At 76.6% G+C, this 18043-nt stretch carries 19 protein-coding genes and 1 pseudogene; 6 read left to right on the top strand and 14 right to left on the bottom strand.

The features are described 5' to 3' along the window. Positions 1-78: 78 nt before the first annotated feature. Positions 79-2970: a DEAD/DEAH box helicase gene (locus tag AC6JBM_RS32865; RefSeq protein WP_497977898.1), complete on the top strand. Its 2892-nt coding sequence runs from the start codon at positions 79-81 to the stop codon at positions 2968-2970. Then, positions 2967-3380, top strand: a complete 414-nt coding sequence (locus AC6JBM_RS32860; protein ID WP_497977897.1) for a hypothetical protein — start codon at positions 2967-2969, stop codon at positions 3378-3380. The genes AC6JBM_RS32865 and AC6JBM_RS32860 overlap by 4 nt, the downstream gene beginning before the upstream one ends. On the opposite strand, the gene AC6JBM_RS32855 is transcribed toward AC6JBM_RS32860, so the two are convergent. After that, positions 3354-4265 carry a septum formation family protein gene (locus tag AC6JBM_RS32855; RefSeq protein ID WP_497977896.1) on the bottom strand — a complete coding sequence of 304 codons (912 nt, stop codon included), beginning with the start codon at positions 4263-4265 and terminating at the stop codon, positions 3354-3356. The two genes, AC6JBM_RS32860 and AC6JBM_RS32855, sit on opposite strands and share 27 nt — an antisense overlap. Continuing rightward, the gene (locus AC6JBM_RS32850; RefSeq protein WP_497977895.1) at positions 4249-5082 is read right to left on the bottom strand and encodes a thioredoxin-like domain-containing protein; all 834 of its coding nucleotides are present in this window, start codon (positions 5080-5082) and stop codon (positions 4249-4251) included. Before AC6JBM_RS32850 ends, AC6JBM_RS32855 begins: the two co-directional genes overlap by 17 nt. Before the next feature lie 196 nt (positions 5083-5278). Here AC6JBM_RS32850 and AC6JBM_RS32845 point away from each other — a divergent pair, with 196 nt between their 5' ends. Then, the gene (locus AC6JBM_RS32845; protein WP_497977894.1) at positions 5279-6601 is read left to right on the top strand and encodes a MurL-like N-terminal domain-containing; all 1323 of its coding nucleotides are present in this window, start codon (positions 5279-5281) and stop codon (positions 6599-6601) included. Here AC6JBM_RS32845 and AC6JBM_RS32840 read toward each other — a convergent pair. The 3 genes and pseudogenes from AC6JBM_RS32840 to AC6JBM_RS32830 all read right to left on the bottom strand — a co-directional run. Beyond that, a complete protein-coding gene (locus AC6JBM_RS32840) occupies positions 6576-7202 on the bottom strand; it encodes a hypothetical protein (RefSeq protein WP_497977893.1) in 627 nt (208 codons plus the stop codon). The two genes, AC6JBM_RS32845 and AC6JBM_RS32840, sit on opposite strands and share 26 nt — an antisense overlap. A 59-nt stretch (positions 7203-7261) precedes the next feature. After that, positions 7262-8278 carry an ABC-2 membrane transporter-related protein gene (locus tag AC6JBM_RS32835; RefSeq protein ID WP_497977892.1) on the bottom strand — a complete coding sequence of 339 codons (1017 nt, stop codon included), beginning with the start codon at positions 8276-8278 and terminating at the stop codon, positions 7262-7264. A gap of 139 nt (positions 8279-8417) precedes the next feature. Beyond that, positions 8418-9089, bottom strand: a pseudogene (locus tag AC6JBM_RS32830) (ABC transporter ATP-binding protein); the annotation flags it as partial. A gap of 109 nt (positions 9090-9198) precedes the next feature. Between AC6JBM_RS32830 and AC6JBM_RS32825 the strand changes: the two are divergent. Continuing rightward, a complete protein-coding gene (locus AC6JBM_RS32825; RefSeq protein ID WP_497977891.1) occupies positions 9199-9720 on the top strand; it encodes a hypothetical protein in 522 nt (173 codons plus the stop codon). Here AC6JBM_RS32825 and AC6JBM_RS32820 read toward each other — a convergent pair. Genes AC6JBM_RS32820 through AC6JBM_RS32785 form a run of 8 tightly spaced genes read right to left on the bottom strand, consistent with a single transcriptional unit; the run spans position 9623 to position 15445 of the window. Continuing rightward, positions 9623-10468, bottom strand: a complete 846-nt coding sequence (locus tag AC6JBM_RS32820) for an SWIM zinc finger family protein (protein ID WP_497977890.1) — start codon at positions 10466-10468, stop codon at positions 9623-9625. The genes AC6JBM_RS32825 and AC6JBM_RS32820 overlap by 98 nt on opposite strands. Continuing rightward, positions 10465-10752, bottom strand: a complete 288-nt coding sequence (locus AC6JBM_RS32815; RefSeq protein WP_350622884.1) for a YciI family protein — start codon at positions 10750-10752, stop codon at positions 10465-10467. The genes AC6JBM_RS32820 and AC6JBM_RS32815 overlap by 4 nt, the downstream gene beginning before the upstream one ends. A 9-nt stretch (positions 10753-10761) precedes the next feature. After that, entirely contained in the window at positions 10762-12021 is a 1260-nt protein-coding gene (locus AC6JBM_RS32810; RefSeq protein ID WP_497977889.1) for a glycosyltransferase 87 family protein, read from the bottom strand. Next, complete coding sequence (locus AC6JBM_RS32805) at positions 12018-12425, bottom strand: hypothetical protein (protein WP_350622880.1); 408 nt, start codon at positions 12423-12425, stop codon at positions 12018-12020. Before AC6JBM_RS32805 ends, AC6JBM_RS32810 begins: the two co-directional genes overlap by 4 nt. Continuing rightward, complete coding sequence (locus tag AC6JBM_RS32800; protein ID WP_497977888.1) at positions 12422-13534, bottom strand: molybdopterin-dependent oxidoreductase; 1113 nt, start codon at positions 13532-13534, stop codon at positions 12422-12424. The genes AC6JBM_RS32805 and AC6JBM_RS32800 overlap by 4 nt, the downstream gene beginning before the upstream one ends. Beyond that, entirely contained in the window at positions 13510-14163 is a 654-nt protein-coding gene (locus tag AC6JBM_RS32795) for a class I SAM-dependent methyltransferase (protein WP_497977887.1), read from the bottom strand. The genes AC6JBM_RS32800 and AC6JBM_RS32795 overlap by 25 nt, the downstream gene beginning before the upstream one ends. After that, the gene (locus AC6JBM_RS32790) at positions 14160-14789 is read right to left on the bottom strand and encodes a TIGR04282 family arsenosugar biosynthesis glycosyltransferase (RefSeq protein WP_497977886.1); all 630 of its coding nucleotides are present in this window, start codon (positions 14787-14789) and stop codon (positions 14160-14162) included. The genes AC6JBM_RS32795 and AC6JBM_RS32790 overlap by 4 nt, the downstream gene beginning before the upstream one ends. Continuing rightward, entirely contained in the window at positions 14786-15445 is a 660-nt protein-coding gene (locus AC6JBM_RS32785) for a glycosyltransferase family 2 protein (RefSeq protein WP_497977885.1), read from the bottom strand. The genes AC6JBM_RS32790 and AC6JBM_RS32785 overlap by 4 nt, the downstream gene beginning before the upstream one ends. A 112-nt stretch (positions 15446-15557) precedes the next feature. Here AC6JBM_RS32785 and AC6JBM_RS32780 point away from each other — a divergent pair, with 112 nt between their 5' ends. Together AC6JBM_RS32780 and AC6JBM_RS32775 are read left to right on the top strand one after the other, a co-directional pair. Next, on the top strand, positions 15558-16589 hold the full coding sequence (locus AC6JBM_RS32780; RefSeq protein ID WP_497977884.1) for an NAD-dependent epimerase/dehydratase family protein: 1032 nt from the start codon (positions 15558-15560) through the stop codon (positions 16587-16589). Between the two features lie 78 nt (positions 16590-16667). Next, positions 16668-17507: an NAD-dependent epimerase/dehydratase family protein gene (locus AC6JBM_RS32775; protein ID WP_497977883.1), complete on the top strand. Its 840-nt coding sequence runs from the start codon at positions 16668-16670 to the stop codon at positions 17505-17507. Here the strand turns inward: AC6JBM_RS32775 and AC6JBM_RS32770 are convergent. After that, entirely contained in the window at positions 17504-17899 is a 396-nt protein-coding gene (locus tag AC6JBM_RS32770; protein ID WP_497977882.1) for a DUF2267 domain-containing protein, read from the bottom strand. The two genes, AC6JBM_RS32775 and AC6JBM_RS32770, sit on opposite strands and share 4 nt — an antisense overlap. Between the last annotated feature and the right edge of the window lie 144 nt (positions 17900-18043).

The following is an 18043-nucleotide window of genomic DNA, read 5'->3' as shown; positions in this document are numbered from 1 at the left end:
CGGATGGTAACAACGACACCGGTCACTGAATAGAGGTCTCATCCCGTCGATACGCTGGTACTCCACTACGCTGCACCGGTGCTCGTGGTCCATGCGCTCTGGGTGGAAGGCCGGGTCGGCCTGTGGGCCGAGGAGGCCGGCCGGGCGCTCGCGGGCCTCAACCTCGACGGCGACGCCGGCATCGCGGCCGAGCGCACCCTGGCGCTGCCGACCCGCAACCGGCGGCCCGAGCCCTGGCCGGCCGTCACCGCCAAGGCGCAGCTGCGGCCCTGGCCGGTGGCGACCGTCGAGTACGAGCCGGACGACGCGCTCGGCCTGCTGCGCGGGCTGCCCGGGCTGGCGGGTGACGACATCGCGCTGGCCCAGTCCACCGAGTGGTTCGTGAGCCTGGCCGAGTTCGCCGCCGCCCTGGTCGCCCGCGGCCGGATGCTGCCCGCGATCGTGGGGGAGCAGGCCCGCTGGGCGCCGGTGCTCACCGGCCGCGACGCCGCGCACGCCCGCGCCCTGGCCCTGGCCCTGCCCTCGGCCGCCCTCGCCGCCACGCCCGGCGTGACCCGGGCCGCCGCCGTCACCGAGGCGCTGGACGCGTTCGTCGACGCGGCCGCCCGGCCCGAGCGCGAGGAGGGCATCGGCTGGCTCACGGCCCTGACCGGCCGGGATCGCCGACTGCCGGGGGACATGCCGCAGTCCCTCGCCCAGCGCCTCGCCGCCTGGGAGGCCGACGCGGTCGGCGGCTCGGTGCGGGCCTGCTTCCGGCTGGTCGAGCCGCCCGAGCCCGAGGTCGGGGAGGAGCCCGCGCCCGACCCGCACTGGACCCTCGAGTTCGCGCTGCAGGCCGCCGACGAGCCCACCCTCGTCGTCGCGGCCGAGCGGGTGTGGCGCTCCCGCGGCGCGCTCAAGGCGCTGCAACGGCACATCCCGGCGCCCCAGGAGACGCTGCTGGCCGAGCTCGGGCGGGCCAGCCGGCTGTACCCGGCGCTCGAGGACGCGCTGCGCGAGGCCCGCCCGGTGGCGCTGCGCCTCGACACCGACGGCGCCCATCGCCTGCTCAGCGAGAACGCCCCGCTGCTGGCCGCGGCCGGCTTCGGCGTCGTGCTCCCGGGCTGGTGGCGCAAGGCCTCGGCCCGCCTGGGCGCCCGCTTGAAGATCAAGGACGGCGGCGGCGGTACCGCACCGGGCACGGTCGCCACCGACAGCGGGCTCGGCCTCGGCGCGGTCGTGGACTACCGCTGGGAGCTCGCGATCGGCGACGAGCCGCTCAGCGAGGACGAGCTGCGCCGGCTCAGCGAGCTCAAGGCCCCGCTGATCCGGCTCCGCGGCCAGTGGGTCGAGCTCGACCCCCGCCGGCTCGCCGAGGGCCTCTCCTTCATCGAGCGCCACCGCGAGCAGGAGGCGATGACCGTCGCCGACCTGCTCAACCTCGCCGGCGGCGCCGCGGAGGGGCCCGGCGGGCTGCCCGTGGTCGAGGTCGCCGCCGACGGCTGGCTCGGCGACCTGCTCAGCGGCGAGGCCGACCTGCGCATCGGCGACGGCGACGTGCCCGGCGGGTTCCGGGGGGAGCTGCGGCCGTACCAGCGGCGCGGGCTGAACTGGCTGCGCTTCCTCGAGACCGCCGGGCTCGGCGGCATCCTGGCCGACGACATGGGCCTGGGCAAGACCGTCCAGCTGCTCGCCCTGCTGGCCGGGGCCGCGCCCGGCCCGACGCTGCTGGTCTGCCCGATGTCGCTGGTCGGCAACTGGCAGCGGGAGGCGGCCAAGTTCGCGCCGGACCTGCGGGTGCACGTCCACCACGGCGCCGATCGGGCGCGGGCGCTGGACCCGGCGGACTTCGACGTCGTCGTGACCACCTACTCGGTGGCGACCCGCGACGCCGACGCGCTCGCCACCGTGCCGTGGCACCGGGTCGTGCTCGACGAGGCCCAAGCCGTCAAGAACGCCGCCACCAAGCAGGCGGCGGCGGTGCGCCGGCTGCCCGCCCGGCACCGCATCGCGGTCACCGGCACCCCGGTCGAGAACCGCCTCGCCGACCTGTGGTCGATCATGGAGTTCGCCAACCCGGGCCTGCTGGGCAGCGCGACGAAGTTCAAGGAGCGCTTCGCCGAGCCCATCGAGCGCGACGGCGACGCCGAGGCCGCCGCCCGGCTGCGGCGGATCACCCAGCCGTTCGTGTTGCGCCGGGTGAAGACCGACCGCACGATCATCTCGGACCTGCCCGAGAAGCTGGAGATGGACGTGGTCTGCAGCCTCACCCCCGAGCAGGCCAGCCTCTACCAGGCCGTGGTCGACGACATGATGGCCCGCATCGACAGCAGTCAGGGCATCGAGCGCCGCGGGCTGGTGCTGGCGACCATGACCCGGCTCAAGCAGATCTGCGACCACCCGGCGCTGGCCCTGCGCGACGGCAGCCGCCTGCCCGGCCGCAGCGGCAAGCTCGCCCGGCTCGAGGAGCTGGCCGAGGAGATCCTCGCCGCGGGGGAGCGGGCGCTGATCTTCACCCAGTACGCCGAGTTCGGCGGCATGCTGCGCGCCGAGCTCTCCGCCCGCTTCGGCCGCGAGGTCGCGTTCCTGCACGGCGGCGTGCCCAAGGCGGCCCGCGACGCGCTCGTGGCCCGCTTCCAGGAGGCGTCGCCGTCCTCGCCGCCGCTGTTCGTGCTCTCCCTCAAGGCGGGCGGCACCGGCCTGACCCTCACCGCGGCCAACCACGTGATCCACGTCGACCGCTGGTGGAACCCGGCGGTGGAGGACCAGGCGACCGACCGCGCCTTCCGCATCGGCCAGCGCCGCGCGGTGCAGGTGCGCAAGTTCGTCACCGCGGGCACGGTCGAGGAGAAGATCGCCGAGCTCATCGCGGGCAAGCGCGGCCTGGCCCGGCAGATCGTCGGCACCGGCGAGGGCTGGCTGACCGAGCTGTCCACCGCCGACCTGCGCGACCTGCTCACCCTCGACCCCGCCGCGGCGGTGTCGGCATGAGCGACGGCTTAGCCGAGGCCAGGCGCCTGTGCGCGTTCGTCGCGCTCGTCGCGGACGCCCCGGCGCCGCCGCGCACCGAGCTGCACTGGCGCCTGCACGGGGCGATCGAGCAGGCGGCGGCCCGGGCGGGGATCGACTTTCCGGCGGTACACCTGCAGATGCTCGGCGACGGGGCGCTCGTCGTGTTCCCGGCCGGCGTCAACGAGCCGCGGGCGTTCGCGGCCCTGGTCAGGGTGTTCCGCGGCGGCCTGCCCGCCGAGGGCCAGGCGCCGGTGCGCATCCGGCTCGCCGCCGCCGTGGGCCTGCCCGAGGCCGCGACGATCGAGGTGGCCCGGCTGGCCGAGTCGCCATCGGCCCACCCCGGCGCCGTCCTGGACGTCGTGCTAGGCCGGGAGGGGATTGGTGCCTAGGCCCTTGAGGGACGAGTGCAGGATCTTCGCGGTGGAGACGTTCAGGAAGCAGTGCGCGGTGCGATCGCCCAGCTGCCACTGCGACCTCGTGAGGCCGTCCCAGAAGGTGTAGACGTCCTTGCGCTGGTACAGCTGCAGCTCACTCAGGCCCATGAACGCCGCCACCTCGGCGAAGCAGGCCCTGCTCACGGTCGCGTTGAGCGCCTGCGCGTCGGCCGGGAACGCCCCCGCCGGCGCCGCCCACACCCCGACGAACTCGGTGTCGTGCGGGTCGCCGCAGCTCACCGGCGTGACCGCGTCGACGCTGCGGTAGAACCCGTCCGGCGTGAGGTCCCCGCCGTCGAGGGCCGCGCACGACAGCGCGAGCGGCCTCGGGTCCGCGAGGCCGCCCCGCAGCGAGCCCGTGCGCGGCTTCGGCGCGAACAGGTCGTCGCCGGCCTCGGCCAGCCCGCACACCCAGGTGCGGACCCCGCCCGCCCACGCCGGCCCGCTCGGCAGGGACAGGAACGGGAAGAGCCGGCCGGTGTGCCAGTCGCCGCCGGCGTACTCGCTGGCGGCCCGGTCGCACGCGGCGTACGCGGCCCGGACCGGATCGGAGTCCCACGCCGGCAGCGCGTCCGCCGTCACCGTGCCGGTCGCGACCACCTCGACGCTGTGCTCCTCGGCGCAGCCGGTCCCGGCGAGCACCGCGGCGCCCGGCTGCTCGAACGCGCTGAACGGCCCGCCGGCCAGGCACTGCCCGGCCGTGGGCGCGACGTACACGGCCGCGGGCAGCATCGCCCACCCGTTCACCAGGTCGCCGTCGGTGCCCGCGGGCGCGCCACAGGCCGCCGTCGCGAGGACGACGGCCAGCAGGAACGGCAGCCGCCTACTCCGCGAGGCCATTGCTGCAGGGAGTCCCCGGCTCGAGGCTGGCCGTCTCGCGGAACCGCTTGACGAACGCGTCCACCCGCGGGTCGTCGGCCTTGTCGACCCGCAGCTGATAGCCCCAGGCCTGCAGCGAGATCGGGCTGGGCTGCCCCTTGTACGGGCTCATGAGCATGAAGTCGTTGGTGCGCACCTTGCCGGCGAGCCGGTCGACGTCGCCCTTGGCCAGGCTCGGCCGGTAGGTGATCCAGACCGCCCCGTGCTCGAGGCTGTGCACCGCGCGGCCCTCGATGACCGGCTTGTCGTACACGTCCCCGGCGCACCGCTGCCAGATCCCGAAGTGCTTCCCGCCCGCGGCCGGCACCATCTGGTACGACGGCGTCGCGTCGGCCGGCAGGTGGTCGCGCTCGAGCCAGTCGGGGTGGGTGAGCCGGTAGTCGATGAGCCCGGCGATGTCGCCGCTGCCGTCCTTGCCGCCGCCGGAGCGGTTGACGAGCCAGAACGCCCCGATGGCCCCGGCCGCGCACAGCAGCGCGAGCACCCCGACGACGCTCACGACGGCGATGACGACCCCGCGGCTGCTCTTCGGCGGCGGCGCGGGGGCGAAGGCGGGCGGCGCGGGGGCGAAGGCGGGCGGCGCGGGGGCGAAGGCCGGCGGCGCGGCGGCGTAGGGCGGGGGCGCGGCGGCGTAGGGCGGGGGCGCGGCGGCGTGGGGCGGGGGCGCGGCGGCGTGGGGCGAGGGCCCGGCGGCGTAAGGCGGAGGCCCGGCGGCGTAGGGCGGCGGGTAGGCGCTCGCCGGGGGCTGCGGGGGCGGCTCGGGATAGGGGCCCGTCATGGCGCCGAGATTACCGGGCCGAGATTGCCGGATTGCCCGGATAGGCCCGAGGATCGAGCGTGGCCGACAAGACATATCCGATTTGTCGGACATCAGCGTGTGTCTCCATCGGGACGGCGACCGAGTGCCGGGTGCGACCGCGGGCAGCGGGCTACCATTGCGCGTCGGCTGGCGGCACCGGATGGGGAGTGACGGCGTGAACGCGTGGGAGCAGGTCGAGGCGCTGCGGTTCCCCGGGCGGGAGTTCGACCCCGCGACCGGCGTGGCGCGCTTCCACTATGCGCTCGGTGACCTCGTCCTGACCGAGACCGTCGACTTCGGTCCGCCCTCCGTCGGGTCCCCGGCCCTCGACCGGGTGCTCGACCTGCTCTACGTGGCCGCGTCCACCTCCTACTACAAGATCGCCGCGCCGCGCCGGGTCGAGCTCGGGGACCTCGCGCTCGCCGAGGGGGCGCTGCCGTGGGTGCGCGCCCTGTACCACGAGGGCCTGGGCGAGTTCGCCTACCGCAACAAGCTCGAATACGTCCTCGACCTGCCCGTCGACGCGGCGCGCACCGCGGCCGGCCCCGGCTGGGAGCACACCCCGGCCGGCCCGCCGCTCGCCGCCGTCGGCGGGGGCAAGGACTCGATCGTGTCGATGGAGGCGCTGCAGCTGGCCGGGCTCGACCCGGTGCTCTTCTCCGTCAACCCGAACGCGATCATCACCAGCGTCATGGCGGTCTCGCCGCAGCCGGTGCGCACGGTGCGGCGCCGGCTCGATCCGCGCATGCGGGAGCTGAACGAGGCGGGGGCGTACAACGGCCACATCCCCGTGACCGCGATCAACTCGCTGATCGCCGTCGCCACCTCGGTCATGCACGGGCTCGGGCCGGTCGTGATGTCCAACGAGAGCTCGGCCTCGGTGCCGAACCTCAGCTGGCTCGGGCGGGACATCAACCACCAGTGGTCCAAGGGCCTGCCCGCCGAGCGGCACCTGCGCGACGCGCTGCTCGCCCACGCCGGCCTGCGGGATGCGTACTTCTCGCTCCTGCGCGGCCTGTCGGAGCTGCACATCGCCGGGCTGTTCGCCAAGTTCACCACCTACGACGAGGTGGTGACGAGCTGCAACGCGGCCTTCAAGCTGCGCGACGCGAGCGAGCGCTGGTGCGGCCACTGCCCGAAGTGCCGGTTCGTCTTCCTGGCCCTCGCCCCGTTCACCGGGCGCGAGCGGCTGGTGCGCATCTTCGGCACCGACGTGTTCACGGACCTGTCGCAGCTGGAGGGGTACCGCGAGCTGATGGGCCTCACCGCGCACAAGCCGTTCGAATGCGTCGGCGAGATCGAGGAGTCGCTGGTCGCCCTGCGGCTGCTGACCGAGCACCCCGACTGGCACGACGCGCCGATCGTGGCCGCCCTCGCCGCGGAGGTGCCGGTGCTGCCCTCCGACGCCGAGGTCGAGGCGGCCTTCAAGGGCGACGCCCCGAACGTGGTGCCGCCGCGCTACCTCGAGGCGCTCACCGCGCTGGGCTCTCCGCGCTGATCGTGGCCCGGATCGCCGCGATGATCCGCGGGATCTCGCGCCGCTCCAGCTGCGTCCAGCTGTCCCCGTAGGGCGCGTCGCGCACCAGCGTGGCCAGCCCGTCGACCACCTTGCAGCGCGCGAGGGCCCGGGCGACCATCGCGACCGGATACCCGCCGGCGGGCCGCGCGAGCAGCCCGGTCGTCCACTCGCGGGTCTCCGGGATCTCCTGCATCTCGGTCCACTCGAAGCGCCCGATCACCCACAGCGCCCCGACCTCGATCTCGTCGATCTCCTCCCGCGCCCGGCCGAAGCGCTGCTTCACGAACCGCGAGTGCCGCTCGACCACGGGGATCGGCGCGATTCCGGCCGCGTAGAGGTCCATCGCCGCCTGCCCGGACGTGACCCAGGTGCGCTCGGTCGCGGCCCGCGCGTCGGCGCGCGTGTCGGAGCCGCCGGCCACCCGGGCGCGGCGCTCGAGGCACTGGATGCACAGCGCCGCGTACCCCTCGCCGGTGACCTCGTTGTGCGCCTGGTGCGACATGCAGAACGCGCGGCCGCACTCCCGGCACCGCCCGATCGCGAGCACGGCGCATCCATCGATCGCACACTCTGCCGCCATGCGGCCGACGATATCGCGCCCCATCCACCCCCGCAGCGCACGGCCTTTCCGGTGACGGATCAGCGCGAGGTGTGCCGGATCCTCCACAGGGCCAGGGCGCCGACGAGCGCGGTCAGGAGCAGGTACAGGGCCGTCTCCAGGCACTGGAAGGTCCAGAAGCGCTCGTTGGGCTGGTAGGCGATGTCCAGGTGCAGGTCGCGGGCGGCCAGGCACACCGACGAGTCGCCGAACGTTCCCGTCGCGCCCGTCTTCGGGGCCCGCATCAGGCAGTCGTCGAAGACCTTCGGGTCCAGCGGGCGGCCGTCGGCGGTCAGCAGCTCGCTCACCGACGTCACCCACACGCCGGGGATCTCGATGCCCTTCAGGACCGGGGCGCTGCCGAGCGTGCCGAGGCCGTGGGCGGCGTCGATCGCCTCCACGGTCATCGGGCGCGTCTCGTGGCGGGCCGGCATCAGGTGCGGGCGGATCGCGTTGGGCATCACGAAGAGCACGACCAGCACCAGCAGGCCGGTGGCCGCCATCGCGGGCAGGGTGCGGCGCAGGAACAGGCCCGTCACGGCGCCGAGGACCGCCGCGAACGCGGCCTGGCCGATCGGGGACAGTGCCCGGGCGCCGAAGTTGACGGTGCCGAAGCGGTCGCCGGCGATCGCGTCCACCGGCGACGCGGCCCAGCTCAGCAGGGTGCCCGCGGCCGCGGCGAGGAGCATCGCGGCGAGGATCACCGTGCCGAGGCGCACGGCCAGCCAGCGGCGCCGGGTCACGCTCTGGTTCCAGGCCAGCCGGTGCGTGCCCGCCTCCAGCTCGCGGGCGATGAGCGGGGCGCCCCAGAACATGCCGATCAGCACCGGGACGAGGCCGAGCACGCCGGCGAGCAGGAGCAGCCGGGTGCGGAAGTCGCCGACGAGACGGACCATCGCGGCGGCGCAGTCCCCGGTGGCCCGGCACTGCGCCGCGTACCCGTCGCGCGCGGCGCGGATGTCGAGGCCGGTGATCACGAGGTACGCCGCCAGGGCCCCCAGCACGAGCACTCCGGCGATCGCCTGAGCGCGAAACTGCCGCCAGCTCATCCAGATCATGCCGCGACCTCCGCTTCGCTCCGGCCGCGCCATGACCAAGGCTGTGCTTGCTGATGAGCGGCCACTCCGCTTCGCTCCGTACCGCTCACGACGAGGCCTCCCGCAGGCAGGTGAGCACCAGGTCCTCCAGCGACGCGCCGTGGTTCGCGCGCAGCTCGCGCACGTCCCCGGCCAGCCGCACCCGGCCGCCGGCCAGCACGATGAGGTAGTCGCAGACGCGCTCGACGTCGGCGAGCAGGTGGGAGCTGAGGATCGCGGCGGCGCCGAGCTCGGCGACGGACTCGAGCAGGCCGCGCAGGAAGCCGTCGCGGGCCAGCGGGTCCAGGGCGGCCGCCGGCTCGTCGAGGATGAGCAGCTCGGGGCGCTTGGCCGCGGCCAGGGTCAGAGCCAGCTGGGCCCGCTGGCCGCCGGAGAGCCGGCCCGCCCTCTGGGTCAGCGGCAGCCCGGCCTGCCCGATCCGGTGGCGCGCCAGCGCGTCGTCCCAGCCGGGGTTCATCCGCGCGCCCATGCGCAGGTGGTCGGCGACGGTCAGGCCGCCGTACACGGGCGCGTCCTGCGCCACGAACCCGACCCGCGCCAGGTGCGCCGCGCCGGCCGCGGGCCGGGCGCCGAGCACCGTCAGCGTCCCCGCGCTCGGCTCGATGAGCCCGCACGCCAGCTGCAGCAGCGTCGACTTCCCGGCGCCGTTGGGCCCGACCAGCCCGATGATCCGCCGCGCCGGGACGTCGAGGTCGACGCCGCTCAGCGCGCTCCGGCGTCGATAGCGCTTGTCCAGCGCGGACGCCCGCAGTACCGCATGAGATTTCGCCATGCGTCGAATCCTCGGCGGCGGCGCGGGCCCGGACATCGTGCCGAAGCAGGGGCGCGATCGTGCTTTCGGCCGGTTCGCGGCGGCCGTGCCCCTCCTAGCGTCGACGGACATGAAGCGCATCGACCTGGCCCTCGCCGTGGCGGTCACCGCGGCCCTGGCCGTCACCGCCGGCCTGCTCGCCAGCAGCTGGGGCGGCACGTACTGGCTGCTCGACGCCGTCTGCGGCGCGGCCGTCCTCGCGCTCGTCCTGCTGCGCCGGGGCTGGGCCGCGCTCGCGGTCGCCCTGGCCGCCGCCGTCGCCGCGGGGGTGGCCGATCAGCCGCAGGAGCCGGGCCCGGCCGCGGCGCTGGCCCTCGCGTTCCTCGGCGCCCGGGCCGTGGCCCGGGGCGCGTACCTGATGCCCGCCGGGGGCCTGGCCGTCGTGGTGGCGACGTGGGCGACGGCGCTGCCGGACGAGCACGGGTTCACCGCCGTGACCGTCATCAACGCGGCCGGCTGGGTGCTCGGGCTCGCCGCCGGCGTCGTGGCGCGGGTCAGCGGTACCAGCGGCGCAGGCGGCGCAGCGTCTCCGGGCCGCCGAGCTCCGCGGGCGGGGGCGGGAGCTGACGCAGCAGGAGATCGCGCTCGGTGACGTGCGACGGGGCCGGGCCGGTCAGCGGGACCGGGGACAGCCAGAAGCGCTCGATCTCCACGTCCGGCTCGGCGAGGGCGGCCAGCGCACCGGCCGTACCGATGGGGGATGGAACCTCGGCGAGGACCGGCTCGGGCTCGTCGCCCTCCGCGGGACCGCCGCCGCGCAGGGTGCGCAGCGCGGTCAGCAGGTCGGCCCGGGAACGGCCGCGCCAGAGCAGGATGTCGAACGGGTCGGTGTCGAAGCGCTCGGCGAGCAGGTAGCACGCGGCCGCCAGGTGCTTGCACGGCACCGCCTGGTCCGGGCAGCTGCAGCGCATGGTCAGGTCGGCGAACCGGGCCGGGAACAGCGGCGCGCCCGCGGCCAGGAACACGTCCTCGACGTGCGGCGGCAGCTCGCCGGCCAGCAGCTTGGCCGCGCCGAGCGCCTCGGCGGCCAGGGCCCGCTCGACGCCGGCCCACACCGTGTCGCCGAAGACGGCGAGGCGGATGCTCACGTCGTAGGGCCGGGGCCGCGAGCCCTGCACGCTCGCGGTCACCGTGCCGGGCGCCACCTCGAGGCGCAGCACCTGCCCGGCGCGGGCGTAGTTGCGGCCGCGGGTCAGCCGGGTGCCGAGCGCGAAGGACTCCAGCACGGCCAGGAAGCGCTTGGACCACCAGCTCTCGCCGATCGCCCCGCGCGTGCTGCGGGCCCGGATGCCGCCCTCGACGCGGACGGTCCGGGACCCCCAGTACTCCGGCGTCGTCACGCCTGCAGACGCTCCAGCCCGGCGGCGACCCGGCGCGGGGTGAACTCCACGACGGTGTACTCCGCCAGCCCCTGCTGCCGGAACGGGTCCAGCGCGAGGCGGGCCTCCAGCTCGGCGCGCTCCAGCCCGGTGGCCAGGATCACGCCGCCCTCGCGGGGCACCATGGCCCCGGAGGCGACGAACACGCCCGCGTCGTACTGCCCGTCGACCCAGTCGGTGTGGGCCTGGCGGGCCTCGTCGATCCGGTCGAGCCCGGCGGTGTACCGCAGCGTGATGACGAACATGCCGGGAGTCTACCCAGCCCGGGCCGGCCGCTGTGACCTGCGCGAGCGCAGCGCCAGGCCGGTCGCGACCGCCAGCAGGGCCGCGCCGTAGCCGATGCGCTGCGCGGTCGCGGTGGACAGGCCGAGATCGCCGGCGAACTGGGGGAGGTACGCGGCCGCGGCCACGGTGAGCCACTCGGCCGGGGCCCCGTACGCCACGAGCATGACCAGCAGCAGCGCGTACCACGGGTAGGCGGGGGCGGCCACGAGCAGCGTCACCGCGACCATCGCGGCCGCGGCCCGCCACGGCCGGTCCGGGTCGGCGCGCCGCCGCACCAGCACCGCGGCCGCGGCGAGGATCAGGGCGGCCGCCGGTGCGGTGAGCGCGCGGGGCAGGACCAGGCCGAGCAGGGCGAAGCGCGCGCCGTCGGCGTAGCCCTCCTCGTGCAGGTAGCCGGGCAGGTACCCGAGCACCGCGGGCCCGGCGGCGAGCACGTGGGGGAGGTAGACGGCCGCGACCGCGCCGGCCGCGCACGCGAGCACGACGAGCGGGCGGCGGCGCGTCAGGGCCGGGACCAGCAGGGCCGGGGTGAGCTTGGTGGCGATCGCGAGCCCCAGCACCGCGCCCGCGCGGGCGTTCGAGCCGCGGGCGGCGAGCAGGAGCGCGAGGGCGGCCAGGAACACCGCGGCCGCGTCGGCGTGCGCGTTGTTGCCGGCCTCCAGGGCCACGAGCGGGCACCAGGCCCACAGCACCGCGCGGCGCGGGTCGCGGCCGAGGGACGTCAGCGCGAACCACAGCAGCGCGCCCGTCGCGGCGGCGAAGGCGGCCATCGCCAGCTGGAAGGCGCCGACCCGGGCCGGGAGCGCGGCGAAGAGGGCCTCCGCCACCGGCGGGTAGATGGTCGGCACGGCCGGGCGGTTGATCAGGGTGCAGCCGTCGGGCACGCACCAGGGCGCGCCCGGGTGCCACAGGGTGTCGTCGCGCAGGGGACGCAGTTGCGGGGCGGCGGGCGGGTGGCGGTACGGGTCGATGCCCGCGCGCTGCACGCGGCCGTCCCAGAGGTAGCGGTACACGTCGTCGCTGCTGTTCGGCGGGCGGGCGGCCGCGGTCAGGGGCAGCAGGGCGCCGCCGAGCAGCACGAGGACGAGCGCGGCCCGGCGGCCGGTGCGCGCGACGAGGCAGGCGCCCGCCGCGAAGGGGAGCCAGGCCAGCAGGTACCAGCGCCCGGGCAGCAGCAACGCGCCGAGCAGCAGGGCCAGGGCGGCCGCGGCGGCGGCGGTCCGCTTCACGGCTTCCGGCGCCGCCCGCGCGGCAGGCGCGCGGCGGTCCAGGCGGCCGCGCCCAGCCCGGCGAGCGCGAGCAGGATCAGCAGGCCGCGGCCGTAGTGCTGGGGGAACGCGGAGGGGTTGTCGGCGATGCGGCCGGCGCCGATGACGAACGGGAGCGCGACCGCGGTCAGGGCCGCCCCGACCGCGAGGGCGGCCTGCACCGGGCGCCGGGCCGGCTCGGGCACGAAACGGGTGGTCAGGGCGGCGGTGGCGAGCACCAGCGGTACGACCACGAAGTCGTGCGCCACGAGCGCGGCCGCGGCGAAGACGAGCCGGCCCCACAGCTCGTGGCCGGGCGCGTCGAGCCAGCCGGCGACCCCGTAGCCGAGCAGGGCCAGGCCCGCCAGGGCGAGGAGCACCCTCATGCGATCACCCGCGCGACCCACTTGGTCTGCAGCACGCCGGGCCGGTTCGGGGCGATGAGCCGGCACGGGTAGCCGTGGTCGAGGTGCAGCGGCTCCCCGCCGAGGCGCAGGGCGAGCAGGGTCAGCGGGTCGCGGGCCGGGCCGGGCTCGAGGACCGACGCGCGGTAGGGCCCGTCCGCCTGCAGCGACTCGACGGTGACCGGCCGGCCCGTCCCGGCCGCGCCGACGAGCCGCAGCAGGTCGGCCACGCGCACCCCGGACCAGACGGCACCCGCGCTCCAGCCCTCGACGCACGCGATCGGCAGCTCGGCCTCGGCCTGGGGCAGGGCGAGCAGGTCGGCGAGGCTCAGCGCGTGGCGCCCGGCGGGCCCGGTGACGAGCAGGCGGTAGGACTCGCCGACCCGCACGATCCCGGCCGCGGCGGCGGTCTTGTTCACCGGCACGCCCTGCGGCCCGACGCCGGGCAGCCTCGGGGCGAGCAGGGAGACGCGGCGCAGCGGGGCCACCGTCTGCCCCGCGGTCGCGAGCGTGATCGCCCCGGCCGCGGTGCCGGTGAGCGCGAGCACGCCGCGCCGCGTCCAGCCGCCGTCGCCGGCCGGCTCGGCCCGCCGGGCGTCGCGGATCACGGGGAGCTTCGCGGCCAGGTGCAGCAGCAGCGCTCCGGCGAGGATCCACGCGGTCCAGTAGTGGGCGCCGATGAAGCCGAAGGGCATGAGCGAGTACCAGTACGCGATGTTGAGCACCCCGGTCACGAGCTCGAAGACGGCCGCGGCGGAGAGCAGGCCGACCGCCGCGCGCTCCAGGGCGTGCCCGAGGCCGCGCACCGGCGGCCAGGCGAAGAGCTTCGGGAAGACCGACCAGATCTTGGCGGTCAGCAGGGGTACCGCCGCCAGCCCGCTGGCCACGTGCAGGCCCTGGGTGATGCGGTACAGCTGCACGGGCCGCGCCGGCCAGTGCCACCAGCCCGGCGGGTGCTGGACGTAGTGGCTCAGCACCCCGGTGACGAGGCAGATCGTGAACGCGATGCCCAGCCAGGCCCCGAGGTGCACGGTCAGCCGGGGGCCGCGCACGCCGCCCGGCCGGGTCAGGAACGCAGGCGGGCGAACCATCGGCCGGCCTCCGTCCACGTCTCGACCAGGTCCAGCGCGGCGGCTCCGGCCGGCGCGGCGAGGTCGTCGGCGGCCACGAACGCCCACGCGAACGGGGCACTCGTGCGGCCGCCGCGGCGCTCGTCGGCCAGCGCCACCGGGCCGCTCCAGCTGCCCGCGCCCGGCGGGTCGACCTCCACGAGCACCGTCCCGCCCGCGCCCACCAGCCGGCGGCAGCGGCGCAGCAGGCGGACGGGGTCGCCGCCGATGCCGATGTTGCCGTCGGCGAGCAGGGCGCCGGGCCAGCCGCCCTCGCCCGGCAGCGGGCGGAACAGGTCCTGGCGCAGGACGGGGGCGCCGTGGCGGCGGGCGTACCGCACCGCCTGCGGGCTCACGTCGACGCCCAGCACCCGCCGCCCGCTCGCGGCGAGGGCTCCGGTGAGCCGGCCCGGCCCGCAGCCGAGGTCGACGGTCCCGTCCGGGCACCGGGCCACGAGCGCGCCGTCGCCCGGCCGCACCTCGCCGTGCCACGCGTGCGGGTCCAGCGCCCGCACGGCCGCGCCGTCGGGCCCGACGAGCCGCAGCGCGGCCGGCTCGCCGCGCTCGGCCCGCCGCAGCGCCGCCCCGAACACCGCCACGGGCGCCGTCATCGTGCCCCCTCGGCGATCAGCAGCGCGCGGGCGAACCGGCCACCGGGCGCCGCCCGCGCCGCCGCGAACGCGTCGGGCGCGGTGTCCACGTCCCGCAGGGTCGCGGTGGTGGACACGGCGAGGCCCTGGGCCCGCAGCGCCTGGAGCGTCCGCTCGCCGGTGTCCGCCGCGGACATCGGCACGTCCGCGAGCACCTCCGCCGCGGCGGGGTCGCGCAGGCCGAGCAGCCACCAGCCGCCGTCCTCGGCCGGGCCGAGCACGGCGTCCGCGGTCGCCAGCCGCGCGGCGGCGGCGACGAGGTGGCCGACCCGCAGCTGCGGCGTGTCCATGCCGACGAGGATGGTGGCGACGCCGGGGCGGGCGGTGTCGGCGTACGCGGCCGCGAGCCGCGGCCCGAGCCCGGCACCGCGCTGCGGCACCCGGCCCCAGCCGGGCGGCGCGGCCAGGTCGCCGTCGACGACCAGGGTGCGGGCCGTCGCCGGGGTGGCGCTCAGCACGTCCTCGGTGTCGGCGATCGCCGCGGCGGCGAGGGACGCGGCCTGCTCGGGCGTCCACGGTGGACACAGGCGCGTCTTCACCCGCCCCGGCACCGGCGTCTTCGCCAGCAGCAGCACCTGGACGTTCACGACGCGAGCACCCGGGACATGTCGCGCACGGCGCGCAGGGTGCCGCGGACGGTGCCGGTCACCTTCGAGCGGCCACCGGCGGCGCGGGGCGCGTAGTCCACGTCGACCTCGGCGATCCGCCAGCCCGCGGCCGCGGCCCGGACCATCATCTCCAGCGGGTAGCCGAAGCGGCGGTCGGTCAGGCCGAGCGCGAGCAGCGCCTCGCGGCGGGCGGCCCGCATCGGGCCGAGGTCGTGCACGGGGATGCCGGCGGTGCGCCGCAGCCGCCACGCGACCACCGCGTTGCCGGCGCGGCCGTGCAGCGGCCAGGCGCCGCGGGTGGTGGGCCGGCGGCGGCCGAGCAGCAGGTCCTGCGCGCCGGCGGCGACCGGGCCGGCGACCCGGGGCAGCTGGCGGGGGTCGAACGAGCCGTCGGCGTCCATGAAGCACACGACGTCCGCGGTCGCGGCGCGGAGCCCGGCGTGGGCGGCCGCGCCGAATCCGCGCGGGGCGGCGGGCACGACCGTCGCGCCGTGGGCCGCGGCGATCTGCGGGGAGCCGTCGGTGGAGCCGTTGTCGGCCACGATCGCGCGGAAGCCGGCCGGGAGCCGGGACAGCACCCACGGCAGCGCGGCCGCCTCGTCGAGACAGGGCAGGACGACATCGATCACGGGCATGGTCCGGACGCTACCGATGATCTTGGATGCAAGGTCTTACGAGAAGCTGACGGACCATTACGAACCACGAACGCGGGCCGCCGCGGCGCCCGGACTCGCCTAGCGTCGGGGCATGCGCATCCTCGTCACCGGCGGCGCCGGGTTCATCGGCACCCACGTCGTCGCCGCGCTGCGGGCGGCCGGCCACGACGTCACCGTCCTGGACCTGCTGCACCCCAAGGCCCACCGCACGGAGCCGGCGGTCGGGCCGCTGCTGCGCGCGGACGTGCGCGACGCGGCCGCGGTCGCCGGGGCGCTGGCCGGCGTCGACGCCGTGGTGCACCAGGCCGCGCTCGTGGGCATGGGCGTGGACCTGGCGGACCTGCCGGAGTACGCCGGCTGCAACGACCTCGGCACCGCGGTGCTGCTGGCCGGGATGGCCCGGGCCGGGGTGCTCCGGCTGGTGCTGGCCAGCTCGATGGTGGTCTACGGCGAGGGCGCGTACGCCTGCCCCCGCCACGGCGCGACGGAGCCCGCCGAGCGCACGCCCGCCGACCTGGCCGCCGGGCGGTTCGAGGCGCGCTGCCCGGCCTGCGGCGCGGCGCTCGATCCGGGCGAGGTCGGCGAGGACGCGCCGCTGCGGCCGCGCAGCGTGTACGCGGCGACGAAGACGGCCCAGGAGCACCTCGCCGCGGCGTGGGCGGCCGGCGCGGGCGGGGCCGTGGCCGCCCTGCGTTACCACAACGTCTACGGCCCCGGCATGCCCCGCGACACGCCCTACAGCGGCGTGGCGGCGATCTTCCGCTCCGCGCTGGAGGCCGGGCGGGCGCCGCGCGTGTTCGAGGACGGCGGGCAGCGCCGCGACTTCGTGCACGTCACCGACGTCGCCGCGGCCAACCTGGCGGCCGTGGACGCGACCGCGCGGGCGGGCTTCCGGGCGTACAACATCGCCTCGGGGCGGCCCACGACGGTCGGCGGCCTGGCCGCGGCCCTCGCCGCCGCGACCGGCGGCCCCGAGCCGGTCGTGACCGGCGAGTTCCGGGCCGGGGACGTGCGCCACGTCGTGGCCTCCGCGGCCCGGGCCCGGCGCGAGCTGGGCTTCACGGCCGCGATCGGGCTCGCGGAGGGCCTGCGCGAGTTCGCCACCGCCGCGCTGCGCGCCTGAAACCCCGTCCCCGCCCGCGTTATTCCGAGTCGTACGACACGGCGCGCGACGGCGCCCCGCGGCCTAGCGTGAGCTTCCATGAGGATCGTGTTGACCGGGGGAACCGGGTACATCGGGTCGGCCGTGGTGCGGGAGCTCGTCGCCGCCGGGCACGCCGTCACCGCGCTGGTGCGCAGCGACGAGGCCGCGGACAAGGCGCGCAAGAACGGGGCCGAGCCGGCCGTCGGGGACCTGTTCGACGCCGGCTGGACCGCGGCCCGCTTCGCCGAGGGCGACGCCGCCGCGCACATCGCGGCCACGGGCGGGCCCGACACCGTCGAGTTCGACAAGGCGATCGTCGCCGCGGCGATCGAGGCGGGGACGCCGTACGTCCACACGAGCGGCATCTGGATCTGGGGCGACAACCCCGACATCACCGAGGACTCGCCGCTCGCCCCGCCGGCCCTGACCGCCTGGCGGGTGCCGGTCGAGCGCTCCGTCCTCGACGCCGACCAGCCCACGAGCATCGTGGCGCCCGGCATCGTCTACGGCCACGGCGGCGGCATCCCGGCCGGCGTGCTCGCGCCCGCCCGCGACGAGCGGGGCCGGGTCCGGCTCGTCGGCGACGGCTCCCAGCACTGGACGAGCGTGCACGTGGACGACGTCGCGGTCGTGTACCGCCTGGTCCTCGAGCACGGCTCCGGCCTCGGCCGCCTGGTCGTGGCCTCCGGCGTGAACCCGACCGTGCGCGAGCTGGCCGAGGCGGCCGCGGGCGGGGCCGGCGTCGCGCCGGAGACGGCCGGCGAGTCCCGCGCGCGGCTCGGTGAGTTGTTCGCGGACGCGCTGCTGCTCGACCAGCAGGCCTCCGGCGCGAAGGCCCGCGGCCTCGGCTGGACCCCCAGCGGCCCTTCGCTGGTCGAGGAGCTGCGCGCGAGCTAGGCGGGCAGCAGCGACGCGTCGGACTCGGTGAGCGCGAGCACGTCGCTGGTCAGCGGCTGGTACACCCGCCGGAGCAGGGCCGGGTCGCACGCGCTCGCCACGGTGGCGAAGACCGCCCGGGCCAGGCGCTCGGCCTCCGGGAGCGGCACCGCGGCGCGCGCGGCCACGTCGGCGAGGAAGTCCAGGTGGACCTCCTGGTCGTACAGGTGCTGGAAGGACCACAGCGGCTCGGCCAGGGTCGGCGGCAGCTCGGCGGCCAGGTGGTGCACCCAGCCGTCCGGCAGCCGGGTGGCCAGGGCGTGCAGCACGCCGCGCAGGGCCCGGCGCGCGCGCTCGGGATCGGTGATGCCGGTCTTGTCGCGTACCTCCGCGATGAACACGTCTTCGTACATGCCGCGAACGCTGCCCGGCCTTGAGGTGAGCGGCCATCACTCGGGCGGGACGGGCGGGACGTGAATGTGGTCATCCCGACCGGGTGGGACCGGGTCACCCGGCGCTCGCCCAGCATGGCGGGGTACAGGCAGCCCGCTTCCCTG

This window comes from Dactylosporangium thailandense (genome assembly GCF_059739745.1).
This window is presented reverse-complemented; position numbering and strand designations above follow the sequence as displayed.

Coding starts and splice junctions, on each gene's coding strand:
- AC6JBM_RS32860 (WP_497977897.1), top strand. CDS start 2,967: ATGAGCGACGGCTTAGCCGAGGCCAGGCGCCTGTGCGCGTTCGTCGCG.
- AC6JBM_RS32855 (WP_497977896.1), bottom strand. CDS start 4,265: ATGGCCTCGCGGAGTAGGCGGCTGCCGTTCCTGCTGGCCGTCGTCCTC.
- AC6JBM_RS32850 (WP_497977895.1), bottom strand. CDS start 5,082: ATGACGGGCCCCTATCCCGAGCCGCCCCCGCAGCCCCCGGCGAGCGCC.
- AC6JBM_RS32840 (WP_497977893.1), bottom strand. CDS start 7,202: ATGGCGGCAGAGTGTGCGATCGATGGATGCGCCGTGCTCGCGATCGGG.
- AC6JBM_RS32835 (WP_497977892.1), bottom strand. CDS start 8,278: ATGATCTGGATGAGCTGGCGGCAGTTTCGCGCTCAGGCGATCGCCGGA.
- AC6JBM_RS32825 (WP_497977891.1), top strand. CDS start 9,199: ATGAAGCGCATCGACCTGGCCCTCGCCGTGGCGGTCACCGCGGCCCTG.
- AC6JBM_RS32815 (WP_350622884.1), bottom strand. CDS start 10,752: ATGTTCGTCATCACGCTGCGGTACACCGCCGGGCTCGACCGGATCGAC.
- AC6JBM_RS32805 (WP_350622880.1), bottom strand. CDS start 12,425: ATGAGGGTGCTCCTCGCCCTGGCGGGCCTGGCCCTGCTCGGCTACGGG.
- AC6JBM_RS32800 (WP_497977888.1), bottom strand. CDS start 13,534: ATGGTTCGCCCGCCTGCGTTCCTGACCCGGCCGGGCGGCGTGCGCGGC.
- AC6JBM_RS32795 (WP_497977887.1), bottom strand. CDS start 14,163: ATGACGGCGCCCGTGGCGGTGTTCGGGGCGGCGCTGCGGCGGGCCGAG.
- AC6JBM_RS32785 (WP_497977885.1), bottom strand. CDS start 15,445: ATGCCCGTGATCGATGTCGTCCTGCCCTGTCTCGACGAGGCGGCCGCG.
- AC6JBM_RS32780 (WP_497977884.1), top strand. CDS start 15,558: ATGCGCATCCTCGTCACCGGCGGCGCCGGGTTCATCGGCACCCACGTC.
- AC6JBM_RS32775 (WP_497977883.1), top strand. CDS start 16,668: ATGAGGATCGTGTTGACCGGGGGAACCGGGTACATCGGGTCGGCCGTG.
- AC6JBM_RS32770 (WP_497977882.1), bottom strand. CDS start 17,899: ATGTACGAAGACGTGTTCATCGCGGAGGTACGCGACAAGACCGGCATC.